The organism is Methylophaga sp. F-2, assembly GCF_056859315.1.
Genome location: NZ_JBSXOF010000019.1, coordinates 143670 through 156928, shown reverse-complemented (window position 1 = coordinate 156928; position 13259 = coordinate 143670). Strand labels below are relative to the sequence as shown.

Here is a 13259-nt window from a genome sequence, read left to right as displayed (position 1 = left end):
TAGACAAAAAAACGGGTATACCTGTGTAAAACACAGATATACCCCCATTAATTACTGGCTATAGCCAGTTTACACAGGCTTACTTAGAGTGCAATGTCTTGCGTGGAGGCATCAGATCGGTAATCGAACCTTCCGCCATTTCAGCAGCAAAACCTAGTGTTTCAGATAATGTTGGATGCGGGTGAATCGTCAGACCAATATCTTCTGCATCAGCGCCCATCTCTAAAGCTAAAACTGCTTCAGCAATTAATTCACCGGCATTGGGACCGACAATACCAGCACCAATCAAGCGGCCCGTTTCTTTTTCAAACAAGGCTTTTGTCAGACCTTCATCACGGCCAAGACTCAAGCTTCGACCGCTGGCTGCCCATGGGAAAGCTCCTTTGACGTAGTCGATACCTTGTTTTTTCGCTTCATCTTCACTCATACCCATCCATGCGACTTCCGGATCGGTGTAAGCAACAGAAGGAATCGTCATTGGTTCAAACACCGATTTCTGTCCAGCAATAACTTCAGCAGCAACTTTACCTTCATGGGTGGCTTTGTGTGCCAACATAGGCTGACCAACAATATCCCCTATGGCAAAAATATGAGGGACGTTAGTACGCATCTGACCATCTGTTTCAATAAAGCCATGATCAGTCACTATAACACCCGCTGCTTCAGCATTAATCAGCTTACCGTTCGGTGAGCGTCCGACAGCAACCAGTATTTTGTCAAACATAGCTTGTTCAGGTGCCTCTTTACCTTCAAAGGTCACCAATAAACCGTCATCTTTCGGCTCGATATTGCTGACTTTTGTGTTCAGGTAAATATTGTCGTATTTTTCCTGCACACGTTTGAGCAATGGTTTAACGATATCTTTATCTGCACCCGGAATCAGACTATCCTGCAATTCAACGACGGTTATCTTTGAGCCTAAGGCATCATAGACAGTCGCCATTTCCAGTCCGATAATGCCACCGCCGATGACCAATAATTTCTCTGGTACATCTTCCAGTTCCAGTGCATCGGTCGAATCCATCATTCTTGGATCATCATTTGGAAACACCGGGATTTTAGTGACACGAGAACCGGCAGCAATAATGCAGTTATCAAACGAAATCGTTTTCTCGCCATCAGGACCTTCTACTTTCAAGGTGTTTGGACTGGTAAAGCTCCCCTCACCCTGAATGATCGTGACTTTGCGTGTTTTGGCTAAGGCTTTTAATCCCCCAGTCAGTTGATTAACAACACTGCTTTTCCATGATTCTAATTCACGAATATCAATCTGAGGTTTATTGAATTTAACCCCGTGATGCGACATTTCTTCAGCTTCATTAATAATCTGTGCAGTGTGTAACAGTGCTTTAGATGGAATACAACCGACGTTAAGACAAACACCACCAATACGTTCATGGCGCTCTACCATCACAACCTGTTTACCAAGGTCAGCAGCTCTGAACGCAGCAGTGTAGCCACCAGGGCCGGAACCCAGCACTAATACCTCGGCATGTACATCAGCATCACCTTGCGGCGCCGCTGCGGGTGTCGGTGCCGTTTTTTCAGCTGCAGGTGCAGTAGCTTTAGTTTCCGTTGCTGGATCTTTTGAATCCGTGTTTTCACCAGCTGGCTGTTCAGCTTCAAGCGTCAGAATGACATCACCTTGCGATACTTTGTCACCCACAGCCACTTTTAAGCTGACAATTTTACCTTTAGCCGTGCTTGGAATCTCCATCGCTGCCTTGTCTGACTCTAGCGTGATAATGTCCTGATTTTCTTCAACGACATCACCTTCACTAACCAGCACTTCAATGATTTCAACAGCATCAAAATCACCAATATCCGGGACTTTTACTTCTATTTCACTCATAGCAGCACCTTACGAATATCGGACAACATTTGGCTGAGCATCACGGTAAAGCGTGCACCTGCTGCACCATCAATAACACGATGGTCATACGATACAGATAATGGCAACATCAGTCGTGGAACAAACTCTTTTCCATTCCAAACCGGTTTCATTTGATGACGGCTGACACCCAAGATAGCAACCTCAGGTGCATTGACAATAGGTGTAAAGAATTGTCCACCAATACCACCAAGACTTGAAATAGAGAATGTGCCGCCCTGTAAATCTTTGGCTGTTAATGAACCTTCACGTGCACGGGCACTGATATCACCCAGCTCACCGGCTAATTCAAGGAAACCTTTTTTATCGACATCCTTGATTACTGGCACCATAAGGCCATTAGGTGTATCGACAGCCACACCCAGATTGTAGTAATTTTTCAGGATCAGACTTTCTTTGTCTTCACTAAGTGACGCGTTGAACTCAGGGAATTGTTTCAGACAGGCAACAACCGCTTTCATGATGAAAACTAAAGGTGTGAGGTTAACGCCTTTTTTCGCAGCCATTTCTTTATTTTCTTTACGGAAAGCATCTAACTCCGTAATGTCGGCTTCATCAAACTGAGTCACATGAGGAATATTCAGCCAGCATGCATGTAAATGTTTGCCAGAAATTCTCTTAATTCGAGATAACTCTTGTGTTTCAACATCACCAAACTGTTCGAAATTCACCACAGGTACTGATGGGATACCGCTACCTGTCTGAGCAGGTGCAGCTGCTGGTGCAGTCATGACCTGTTTCACATAGTTTTGAACATCTTCCTTGGTGATACGACCTTTAGGACCACTACCGGTTACAGAGGTTAAAACGACCCCTAAATCACGAGCAAAACGACGTACTGATGGTGAAGCATGTGCACGGCGAATGCCCGATTTATTATCAGGTGCATAAGGAATAGCTTCCGCTGGTGGCGTATTGGCTGCAGGACTTGCTTCAACCTTCGCTTCCGGTTTCGGCTGCGGATTCTCAGCAGGTGCAGCAGCTGGCTTTTCTGTATTTTCTTCTGGTTTAGCTTCTTCTGCAGATGAAGCACCAGCACCTTCGGCCACTTCAAGCATAGCGATAACTGTGCCTTCGCTCACCTTATCACCAACGGCTACTTTCATTTCTTTGATGACGCCTGCTTGCGATGCTGGAATTTCCATCATCGCTTTATCAGACTCAACAGTAATGACTTCTTGGTTTTCATCGATGCTATCGCCAACAGCAACAAGCACTTCAATGATTTCGACTGCCTCAAAGTCACCAATATCAGGAACTTTTAACTCAATTAATTCTGCCATTATTTATGCCTTAACTGGGTTGATTGCATCAGCATTAATCTCATACTTCTTGATTGCATCAGCAACCACATCGTATTTAATCTGACCTTCATCGGCTAATGCATGCAGAGTTGCAACCACTACATGATAGCGGTCAACTTCAAAGAAGCTACGCAATGCTTCACGTGTATCACTACGGCCAAAACCATCTGTACCTAATACGGTATAGCTCGCTTTAACCCATGGACGAATTTGTTCTGCATACAAACGTACATAGTCTGTTGCTGCAACCACAACACCAGCTGCATCATCTAAGCATTCGGAAATATAGCTGCGTTTCTTCGGTGCGGTTGGGTTGAGGCGATTGTGACGTTCAACCTCTTGTCCATCACGAACCAATTCATTCATGCTAGTCGCGCTCCACACATCAGCAGAGACTTTCCAGTCTTTTTCCAGCAACTCCGCAGCCGCTTCCACTTCACGCAGAATCGTACCACTGCCCATAAGCTGTGCTTTAAGTTTGTGTTTACCGCCCGTTTTTAATTTATACAGACCTTTGATAATGCCCTCTTCGACACCTTCAGGCATATCAGGATGTTTGTAATTTTCATTCATCGCAGTGATGTAATAGAAGACATTTTCCTGCTTCTCATACATACGTTTCATACCATCATGAACGATAACAGCCATTTCGTAGGCATAGGTTGGGTCATAACTGATGCAGTTTGGAATGGCATTTGCCATCAACAGGTTGTGACCATCCTGGTGTTGTAAACCTTCACCATTGAGGGTCGTACGACCTGCAGTCCCCCCGATGAGGAAACCTTTAGCTTGAATATCACCCGCTAACCACCATAAATCACCTACACGCTGATAACCAAACATCGAGTAGTAGATATAGAACGGCACCATATTAACGTTGTAGTTACTGTAAGCCGTTGCAGCAGAAACCCATTCAGCCATTGAACCCGCTTCGTTAATGCCTTCTTCCAGAATCTGACCTTTGGTATCTTCACGGTACCACATGACTTTACCTGAATCTTCAGGCTCATAACGTTGACCAGAAGAGGAATAAATACCGACACTACGGAACAGACCTTCCATACCGAAGGTACGGGCTTCGTCTGGCACGATTGGCACAATATTCTTACCGATCTGTTTATCACGAATCAGTGCAGTTAAGACGCGAACAAACGCCATTGTGGTAGAAAGTTCACGATCACCGCTTGATTTCAGTACGGCATCAAACAGCTTTAATTCAGGAATTTTCAGTGCAGGTGCACTGTTATTACGTTTTGGTAAGAAACCACCCAACTCTTTACGACGTTCCAGTAAATATTTCTTCTCTGGGCTGTCATCTTTAAGCTTGATGAACGGGACTTTATCCACTTCTTCATCGGTTAAAGGAATATTGAAACGATCACGGAATCGTTTCATTTGTTCGATTTCCAGTTTCTTCTGTTGGTGCGTGGTGTTTTGGCCTTCACCGGCTTCACCCATACCGTAACCTTTTACGGTTTTAGCAAGGATAACTGTCGGTTGTCCTACATGGTCTACAGCTCGTTTATAAGCAGCGTAGATCTTTCTTGGATCATGACCACCACGACTCAAATGCCAGATATCCTCATCCGTCATGTCAGAAACCATTTCTAACAATTCAGGATATTTGCCAAAGAAGTGTTTACGAACATAAGCACCATCTTTCGCTTTATAGTTCTGGTATTCACCATCAACCACTTCTTCCATACGTTTCAGTAGCAGGCCATTGGTGTCACGAGCTAGTAACTGATCCCAGCCACTACCCCATAAGACTTTAATGACATTCCAGCCAGCGCCACGGAATAAGGCTTCTAATTCTTGTATGATTTTACCGTTACCGCGCACAGGACCATCCAGACGCTGTAAGTTACAGTTAACTACATAGATAAGGTTATCCAGCTTCTCACGACCCGCAAGAGTGATCGCACCTAGTGATTCCGGCTCATCCATTTCACCATCGCCCAGATAAGCCCAGACATGACGGCCTTCTGTTTTAACGATATCGCGATGCTGCATATATTTCATGAAGCGTGCTTGATAGATGGCGAGGATGGGGCCTAAGCCCATTGACACGGTTGGGAACTGCCAATAATCAGGCATCAACCATGGATGTGGGTATGAGGACAGACCTTTACCGTTTACTTCGAAACGGAAATTTTCTAATTGTTCTTCGGTCAGTCTGCCTTCAAGGAATGAACGAGCATAGATACCAGGTGATGAGTGGCCTTGAACAAAAACCATATCTGCACCGTTGCCATATTCATCACCTTTAAAGAAGTGGTTAAAGCCCACATCGTAAAGGGTGGCTGCTGATGAAAAGCTAGCAATATGACCACCGACAGAGCCGGGTTTCATATTAGCTTTCACTACCATCGCCATAGCATTCCAGCGAATATAAGATCTCAGCTTGTGTTCCATCGCCTGGTCACCAGGGATGCGTTCTTGCTGATCAACAGGGATGGTGTTGACGTATGCAGTGTTAGCGCTATACGGGAGATTGATCCCGGTGCGACGAGCCATATCAATGAGCTTCTCAATGATAAAGTGCGCTTTTTCCTCACCACCGGCCTCAATTACAGACTCAAGGGCATCAAGCCATTCTTGAGTTTCCTGTGGATCGTGATCGACAAAATCAGTCATAAATACCTTCTCAAATCATAACGCGATGAATAACAGCGGAACATTGTAACAGTTTTTGTTTGAATTCATGACTCAAACCACTATATACAATGCCACTTGACACAGAATTTAAACAGAAACTTGTTTACTGACTTATGGTTAGTTCACACCACGACTTCACGGTGTTGCTTAGCAGTTTGCGAAAAAATTCAGCGGCTGACCAGCTTTTTTTTATTCAATGAATGAAATAATCTGATGGAGAAGAGAAATGATAGAAGAATCATATAAATGATCGGTTCACGGATATCCGCTTTCACCAACATAAGAAAATGCACGCAGGATAAAGTCGCTATTACATAGGTCAAGCGGTGTAACCGTTTCCAACGCTTGCCACCAAGTCGTTTCATCATTTTGTTGGTTGATGTCATCACCAGAGGCAACAAAAGTATAAAGCTGATAAACCCTACGGTAATGAAAGGCCTTTTAAGGATATCCTTCCAGATATCCTGAATATCAAATAGCTGATCCAAGCCGAGATATAACAGCATATGCACGCTGGCATAAAAAATGCATATAAGCCCAGCATACGCCGATATTTTACAATCGCAGTTAATCCGGTATACCAACGAATAGGCGACACCAACAGAGTAATTAATAAAAAACGTAAGGCCCATAAACCAGAACTTCTGGTTAAGGTTTCCACAGGATTTGCTCCGAGGTTATCCGTCAAAAGTCCCCAGACAAGATAAATGAGAGGCAGCAGACAAACAATAAACAACAACGTCTTTACGACATTTGCTTTGGTATTCGCTGACAATCGTTGTTCAGAAATAACGTTTAAGATCCATGCCTGCATATAAGTCTGCCACCTGTTCACCATAGCCGTTAAACATTAAAGTTTTACGTTTCAGAAACTCCCCTATGCGACGCTCTTTTGCCTGACTCCAGCGAGGGTGATCGACATCAGGATTAACATTCGAATAAAAACCATACTCTCTGGCGTTAGCTTTCATCCATGCGGTCTGAGGCATCTCTTCAACAAAGCGAATACGCACAATTGACTTTATGCCTTTAAAGCCATATTTCCATGGCACAACGAGTCGTATTGGCGCCCCATTTTGACCCAATAACTCTTTGCCATAGAGACCAACGGAAAGTAAAGTCAAAGGATTCATCGCTTCATCAATACGCAAACCTTCAACATAAGGCCAGTCAAGCACAGCACGCCGTTGCCCAGGCATTTGTTTAGGGTCATACAAGGTAGTGAATTCAACAAACTTCGCCTTGGAGTTTGGCTGGGCTTTTTTTAATAAGTCTGCAAGAGGGAAACCAATCCACGGAATGACCATTGACCAGCCTTCAACACAGCGCATTCGGTAGATACGTTCTTCTAACGTGAACGGTTTTATCAGGTCCTCATAATCGTATGTGCCGGGTTTATCACATTCACCATCAATGACTACTTTCCAGGGTTGAGATCTATCTGGAAAAGCCGTGGCGTTGATTGCAGGGTCCTGCTTTGATGTACCAAATTCATAAAAATTATTATAGGTGGTGATGGACTCAAAATCGGTTTTTTCTTCATCGGTGGAAAATGGACTTTTACTCACGTCAACGAAGGGCTTCGGTTGTTCAGTCACATCGGCTAATGCCATTGTTGGCAGTGCACCAGCCAAACCCACCGCCAGAGTTGTACCAAGAAACTGTCGACGGTTTTGATAGACCTCATAATCGGTGACTTCAGATTCAGCTATTTCCCAAGATTTTTGTTTTTTATAAAACATTTACTTACCCTCCCCACTTTGCTGACAACGTCTGTTCAGCCAGTAATCGACACTCAAATAGTTTCCTGCCCCGATAAAAAATAGAACGAGCAACATGAGAAAATAGGTTGCCGCAAACTCAATGCCATTATTCAGTACAACGAAATTGCCATGTTGCGTTAACCAGTCATAATGACCATATTCCTGCAAAATTTCTTTCGCCTTGTGTAAGCGCTCTATAGCTTCATTGACATCAGCAGAAGCAAAAGGACTCATTGTGTCGTGAATTGCTTGCCACCCATTTTTCCAGTGGACAGTGACCATAGCGACGATCATCGTAACCATTAGCGGAATAGACACTAAGCGGACTCCCAGACCTAGAACCAGAAAAATGGCACCAAAATATTCAGCCCCCCAGGCTAGATACGCCATGACCTCTGGAAAAGGTAAACCCAATCCCCAGTCCGGGTTAGCAAACCAGGCAATCGTATTATTCAGAGAGCTATCAGCATCAAACGGATTCCATTTGTTGTTGGCAGCTACCCAAAAAACAGGTGCTAGATATAGTCGCAACAAAACGGGTGCAATAAAATCCAAAGCACGAGTTTTATTCAACTGATAAAAGAGTGTTTGATAAAGACGACAAAACATGAGGTTCTCCCAAAGAAAATAAGGGCTCAATGAGCCCTTATTTGACCTTTCAGCGTACTTTATTTATTACCACCACAGCTTGCTTCATGGGCTTTTTTCTCAGCGCCACATTTCGCTTCTTCGGCTTTTTTCTCTGCACCGCATTTACCTTCTTCAGCTTTTTTCTCAGCGCCGCATTTAGCTTCTTCAGCTTTTTTCTCAGCACCACATTTCGCTTCACCACATTTACCTTCTTCAGCATGGTGTTCAGCAAGCTGCATATAGCCACTCGACAATTCCGTCGACGCAAATGGGTTATTACCTGCACTGGCCATTGATGGTGCCATCGCTAAACCTGCTGCAAATGATGCAATAGCGATTGATGATTTATTTAATGTTGCCATGATGATTACTTCCTTCTATTGTTGTTAAAATTCCAACGGGCTTTCATCCCGTCTTGCATAGTAGACGAGCCTCACAAAGGATTGTTACAAACAAAATGAAAAAAAAAGTGAAGCTGAGTCCCGCCGATGAGCAAAGCTTAATTAAACAACTTATCAATGGCGATGCGAAAGCGTTTGACTATGTCGTATCTCAATACCACGGGCTGATGTTAACCGTAGCAAGAGCTATTGTTGGAGAAGCATTTGCTGATGAAATTGTTCAGGATGCCTGGTTATCTGCTATCAAAGCATTACCTAACTTTGAGGGTCGCTCAAGCCTGAAAACCTGGTTATTACAAATCACCAGCAACGGCGCTAAGACCCGCTTTAAACGCGAGCAACGTCAAGTTTCGCTTGATGACGGCTGGGAGTCTGTTTCACACGACAAATTTGATGAACGTGGACATCGCTTAGATGACGTCCTACCCTGGGATGAAGACACGCCAGACGCTTTGTTAGAAAATGAACAACTACGAATTATTATCGAAACAAGCTTCCGCCAGTTACCGGCCAATCAGCGCGCTATGTTAACTATGTATGATATGGAAGGACTAGACATGTCAGAAATTTGTAACATTCTTGATATTAGTTCGTCTAATGCTAGAGTGCTTTTACACCGGGCACGGACTACATTGCATCACAAAATTGAAGAGTACCGAGGACTATAAGCAGATGTTTCAATGTAAAGATGTAGCAGAAGAAGCCAGCAACTATCTTGAAGGAGATCTGCCTTTGAGAAAACGTATCGGTTTGTTTTTACATTTGGTTATCTGTAGCTGCTGCCGTAATTATTTACAGCAGATTCGTCAGACGATTAATACCATTGCCACTATTCATCCGACAGAAGAACATCAAACGGATACAAAAGCATTAGCAGAAAAGCTGCGAGCTCTGTCTGATTCAGAATCGAGATGAGCTCACAGGGTTTAAATCCTTACTGTTTTGGACCTGTCTGATACTTGTCCTTCCATTCACTGTAAGGCATTCCATAGACATACTCACGTGCTTGCTCGTAATCCATTTCGATTTGTTTTTCTTCAGCTGCAGCTAAATACCATTTTGATAAACAGTTACGACAGAAGCCTGCCAAATTCATTAAATCAATATTCTGAACATCAGTATTTTCTCGTAAATGTTCAAGTAAACGTCTGAATGCGGCTGCTTCCAGTTCAGTTTGTGTTTGTTGATCCATAATTTTCCTCAAATAAAAAACATTTCACATTATGTGTTGGACTCAGTAATGTCGTGTCAGGGTATTGCTCTAAACACACGGGCATCATATGTGGACAGCGTTGATGAAAGTGGCAGCCTTTTGGTGGATTGGCTGGTGAAGGAAGTTCACCTTCCAGTTTTTGTTTACTCAGATGAGTGTCTGCCGCAATTTTAGGTACTGCGGCAAGCAATGCTTGGGTGTAGGGATGTTTTGGGCTATTTAACACTTCCTCACGAGTACCCTGCTCAACAATTCGCCCCAAGTACATAACCGCAACACGATGAGCTAAATAGTCGACCACACTAATATTGTGAGTGATAAATAAGAAAGATAGGCCGAACTCATGTTGAATATCACGCAGTAAATTTAAAATCTGCGCCTGTACAGATACATCTAGGGCACTGGTGGGTTCATCACAAATAATTAAATCAGGCTCAGCAGCCAATGCCCGGGCAATACAAATACGCTGGCGTTGTCCACCGGAAAATTCGTGTGGATAGCGGTGTTTTATATCTGCTCGTAAACCTACCCGCGCTAATAATTCATCCACTTTTGCCTCTTGGGTGGCTGAATCTTTCATCTTCGAAGTCAGCATCCCTTCTCTAATGACATGACTAATAGTCATTCGCGGATTCATCGAAGCAAAGGGATCCTGAAAAATAATTTGCATGGATGCACGAACTGAACGTAAAGCGCGATTCGATAAGCGATTCAGTTTTTGTCCCTGAAAAATAACGTTACCTGAAGTCACTGGGACAAGCTGTAAAATCCCTTTACCCACCGTTGTTTTACCGCAGCCTGATTCGCCCACCAGAGCAAGTGTCTCAGCTGAACGCAGCTCCAAAGTAATATCATCAACAGCCTTAACCGATCCTATCGTGCGTTGAAAAAGCCCTTTTTTGATAGGAAAGTGCACTTTTAATTGACTGACCTGCAAAATAGCATTTTTCGCTGGAACAACTTCAGATAATCGCGAGCTGAATACCTGCTTTTGAGATTGAATATGCTCAGCGTCAATATCTGGATCATACAAATGACAACGTACACCGTGATCGTTATTGTTAATCCAGCGAGGTTCAGCGTCTTCACAATGCTGCCAGGCTAAATCACAACGCTCAGCAAAGCGACAAGCTTTAAACTGTCGGTTCAATGGTGGAACACTGCCTTTGATAACTGTCAGCTTTTCTTGACGTTTCTGTTCAGAAGGTAAGGCCTCAAACAGTTTCTGTGTATACGGATGTTGGGTATTATTAAAAAATTGCTCTCGGCTGGCCGACTCAACAATCTGTCCGGCATACATTACTGCGACATGATCCGCCATTTGTGCAACAACCCCCAGATCATGGGTGATTAATAAAATAGCCATTCCCGTCTTTTGTTGAATCTCTTTTAACAAGTCGAGAATTTGCGCCTGAATGGTGACATCCAAGGCGGTAGTCGGCTCATCAGCAATCAGTAATTCAGGTTCGCCTGCCAAGGCCATGGCAATCATCACGCGTTGTTTCATACCGCCTGATAGTTGATGGGGATAGGCATTTATTCGTTCAGTAGGATCAGGAATACCGACTGCGTGAAGTAATTCGAGTGTTCGCGTATAGATCGCTTTTTTATCCAGCTTGAAGTGCCATTGAAACACCTCGGCAATCTGTTGTCCCACTGTCAGCACCGGATTCAATGAACTCTGTGGTTCCTGAAATATCATAGCAACCCGACGGCCACGAATTTTTTCCATTTCTGCTTCAGATAAAGACAGAATTTCCTCTCCGGCTAACCTGACTTCGCCTGAAACAATATGACTTGCTGGGTATGGGTTCAGCCTTAAAAGTGATAAGGCTGTCATCGATTTTCCACAACCAGACTCACCTAGTAAGGCAAAGGTCTGGCCTTTTTCAATACAGAATTCGATGCCATCTACCGCTCGGTAGGGCTCGCTATTATCACCAAACCAGGTTCTTAAACCTTTCACTTCCAATAGCGTGCTCATCTTGCCTCCTGCATTCTGGGATCGAAGGCATCACGAACAACATCAGCGAATAAATTAGCTGCCAGAACCAGCACAAACATAGAAATGAACGCAGCAGTTAAAGACCACCAAACCACGGGTTCCCGTGCCATTTCAAGCCGTGCACTATTAATCATATTGCCCCAGCTAATCATCGAAGGATCCACACCAACACCGACATAGGACAACACAGCTTCGGCCAGAACCAAACCACTAAAGTCGAGTACAACCGCAATAAGTACCAAATGCATCAGATTAGGCAAAATATGTTTATGTAAAATACTGAAACTGCCTGCACCCAACGCACGTGAAGCCATCACATATTCCGCTTCCCGTAACTTCAGGGTTTCAGCCCTCAGGATTCGACATAACCCGGTCCAACTGGTCATCCCCAAAATAATACATAAAAATAAAAGCCTGATATCTGCACGCTCAGCAATCGTTTTAAAATTCTCAGGATGATTATTCATGTAAACCTGCAAAATTAAAACGGCTGCGGCAATCAACAATACACCCGGAATCGAATTTAAGGTTGTATAGATATACTGAATGACATCGTCTATCCAGCCTCTAAAATAACCTGCCGCAATACCCAACATAATCGCCATCGGCAGCATAACCAGGGTGGTTAAGGTACCAATCACTAAACCTGTGCGAACACTTTTCAGGGATTGATATAACACATCCTGCCCCACCTTATCGGTGCCGAATACGTGATAATTTTGACTGAGGAAAGCGAGATTAAGGACAACAAAAAGAAGACAAAAAGCAGTGAAATAGAAAGTATAGAGTGGATAGTGAGATTGATTAAGAAAGATACGTTTAAACTGGCGAAGGAACTGATTCGGCTTAGCCCGCGAGGCAACAGCCACATGACAAATATACATCAGAAACAGTAACAACAAGCTCAGCAGACTGGCTTTTAAAACCGTTTGGTAAATATCTGCTTTTTTATCCCCTGCTTGAGCAAGATGTGCTGCGCCGTATTTCAGTTTTGGGTAATCATATTTAATCGAGCCGTCATTCATTGTCTGTATTTCTTTAACAAACAGTCGATCTGAAAACGGCGCGGAATAGGTTTTTTCCATTTGCTGTTTAAGTGGTAAAACCAACCAATCAAATACACTCAACACTTCTGAGGAATAGTATGTTTGTTGTGAAGGTTCTGTAGATTCCATGGCGGGGCGATAATGCAAAGAATCCAGTAGTCCGATAACCACGTAGCAGGACAGAATCATCACGGAGATCATACCCCGTTTTCGCATTATTACTGATTTCCAAGGCGCAGACAGATGAGGACGTCTTCTTATATAGATGACTGCTGCCACAATTATTGTGAGGAGCAAGAAGATTAAAATGTCTGTCCAAAGAAATACGGGCAAAAACGACATGGTCAG

General features: G+C 43.7%; 12 protein-coding genes. 2 read left to right on the top strand and 10 right to left on the bottom strand.

Annotation, left to right across the window (positions count from 1 at the left end; all coding sequences use genetic code 11):
• Positions 1-79 precede the first annotated feature (79 nt).
• The 7 genes from lpdA to AC13DA_RS09990 all read right to left on the bottom strand — a co-directional run bounded on the left by lpdA (position 80) and on the right by AC13DA_RS09990 (position 8608).
• Positions 80-1852, bottom strand: coding sequence for a dihydrolipoyl dehydrogenase (lpdA, locus tag AC13DA_RS10020; protein WP_284451278.1), 1773 nt, complete (start codon positions 1850-1852; stop codon positions 80-82).
• Positions 1849-3174 (bottom strand): dihydrolipoyllysine-residue acetyltransferase, encoded by a 1326-nt coding sequence (locus AC13DA_RS10015; RefSeq protein ID WP_284451279.1) that lies wholly within the window; start codon positions 3172-3174, stop codon positions 1849-1851. Before AC13DA_RS10015 ends, lpdA begins: the two co-directional genes overlap by 4 nt.
• Positions 3175-3177: 3 nt before the next feature.
• Entirely contained in the window at positions 3178-5832 is a 2655-nt protein-coding gene (gene aceE / locus AC13DA_RS10010; RefSeq protein WP_007144898.1) for a pyruvate dehydrogenase (acetyl-transferring), homodimeric type, read from the bottom strand.
• Positions 5833-6020: 188 nt separating this feature from the next.
• Entirely contained in the window at positions 6021-6359 is a 339-nt protein-coding gene (locus tag AC13DA_RS10005) for a protein-methionine-sulfoxide reductase heme-binding subunit MsrQ (RefSeq protein ID WP_482945920.1), read from the bottom strand.
• Positions 6360-6635: 276 nt separating this feature from the next.
• Positions 6636-7595 (bottom strand): protein-methionine-sulfoxide reductase catalytic subunit MsrP, encoded by a 960-nt coding sequence (gene msrP / locus AC13DA_RS10000; RefSeq protein WP_284451281.1) that lies wholly within the window; start codon positions 7593-7595, stop codon positions 6636-6638.
• A complete protein-coding gene (locus tag AC13DA_RS09995) occupies positions 7596-8225 on the bottom strand; it encodes an HvfX family Cu-binding RiPP maturation protein (protein WP_284451282.1) in 630 nt (209 codons plus the stop codon).
• A 59-nt stretch (positions 8226-8284) separates the two neighbouring features.
• Positions 8285-8608 carry an HvfA family oxazolone/thioamide-modified RiPP metallophore gene (locus tag AC13DA_RS09990; RefSeq protein WP_007144894.1) on the bottom strand — a complete coding sequence of 108 codons (324 nt, stop codon included), beginning with the start codon at positions 8606-8608 and terminating at the stop codon, positions 8285-8287.
• Positions 8609-8703: 95 nt separating this feature from the next.
• On the opposite strand from AC13DA_RS09990, the gene AC13DA_RS09985 reads away from it, so the two are divergent.
• Together AC13DA_RS09985 and AC13DA_RS09980 are read left to right on the top strand one after the other, a co-directional pair.
• Positions 8704-9315 carry an RNA polymerase sigma factor gene (locus AC13DA_RS09985; protein ID WP_007144893.1) on the top strand — a complete coding sequence of 204 codons (612 nt, stop codon included), beginning with the start codon at positions 8704-8706 and terminating at the stop codon, positions 9313-9315.
• Between the two features lie 4 nt (positions 9316-9319).
• Positions 9320-9562, top strand: coding sequence for an anti-sigma factor family protein (locus AC13DA_RS09980; protein WP_007144892.1), 243 nt, complete (start codon positions 9320-9322; stop codon positions 9560-9562).
• Positions 9563-9581: 19 nt separating this feature from the next.
• Here the strand turns inward: AC13DA_RS09980 and AC13DA_RS09975 are convergent, their stop codons facing one another.
• Genes AC13DA_RS09975 through AC13DA_RS09965 form a run of 3 tightly spaced genes read right to left on the bottom strand, consistent with a single transcriptional unit; the run spans position 9582 to position 13253 of the window.
• On the bottom strand, positions 9582-9839 hold the full coding sequence (locus AC13DA_RS09975; RefSeq protein WP_007144891.1) for a DUF1244 domain-containing protein: 258 nt from the start codon (positions 9837-9839) through the stop codon (positions 9582-9584).
• Entirely contained in the window at positions 9817-11844 is a 2028-nt protein-coding gene (locus tag AC13DA_RS09970) for an ABC transporter ATP-binding protein (RefSeq protein WP_284451283.1), read from the bottom strand. Before AC13DA_RS09970 ends, AC13DA_RS09975 begins: the two co-directional genes overlap by 23 nt.
• Positions 11841-13253: an ABC transporter permease gene (locus AC13DA_RS09965; protein ID WP_284451284.1), complete on the bottom strand. Its 1413-nt coding sequence runs from the start codon at positions 13251-13253 to the stop codon at positions 11841-11843. The genes AC13DA_RS09970 and AC13DA_RS09965 overlap by 4 nt, the downstream gene beginning before the upstream one ends.
• Positions 13254-13259: the final 6 nt, after the last annotated feature.

Bases quoted from the DNA above. Each gene is read 5' to 3' on its own strand.
- AC13DA_RS10005 (WP_482945920.1), bottom strand. From the start codon at position 6,359: ATGCTGTTATATCTCGGCTTGGATCAGCTATTTGATATTCAGGATATC.
- AC13DA_RS09965 (WP_284451284.1), bottom strand. From the start codon at position 13,253: ATGTCGTTTTTGCCCGTATTTCTTTGGACAGACATTTTAATCTTCTTG.
- AC13DA_RS09985 (WP_007144893.1), top strand. From the start codon at position 8,704: ATGAAAAAAAAAGTGAAGCTGAGTCCCGCCGATGAGCAAAGCTTAATT.
- AC13DA_RS09975 (WP_007144891.1), bottom strand. From the start codon at position 9,839: ATGGATCAACAAACACAAACTGAACTGGAAGCAGCCGCATTCAGACGT.
- aceE (WP_007144898.1), bottom strand. From the start codon at position 5,832: ATGACTGATTTTGTCGATCACGATCCACAGGAAACTCAAGAATGGCTT.
- lpdA (WP_284451278.1), bottom strand. From the start codon at position 1,852: ATGAGTGAAATAGAAGTAAAAGTCCCGGATATTGGTGATTTTGATGCT.
- msrP (WP_284451281.1), bottom strand. From the start codon at position 7,595: ATGTTTTATAAAAAACAAAAATCTTGGGAAATAGCTGAATCTGAAGTC.
- AC13DA_RS09995 (WP_284451282.1), bottom strand. From the start codon at position 8,225: ATGTTTTGTCGTCTTTATCAAACACTCTTTTATCAGTTGAATAAAACT.
- AC13DA_RS09980 (WP_007144892.1), top strand. From the start codon at position 9,320: ATGTTTCAATGTAAAGATGTAGCAGAAGAAGCCAGCAACTATCTTGAA.
- AC13DA_RS09970 (WP_284451283.1), bottom strand. From the start codon at position 11,844: ATGAGCACGCTATTGGAAGTGAAAGGTTTAAGAACCTGGTTTGGTGAT.
- AC13DA_RS10015 (WP_284451279.1), bottom strand. From the start codon at position 3,174: ATGGCAGAATTAATTGAGTTAAAAGTTCCTGATATTGGTGACTTTGAG.
- AC13DA_RS09990 (WP_007144894.1), bottom strand. From the start codon at position 8,608: ATGGCAACATTAAATAAATCATCAATCGCTATTGCATCATTTGCAGCA.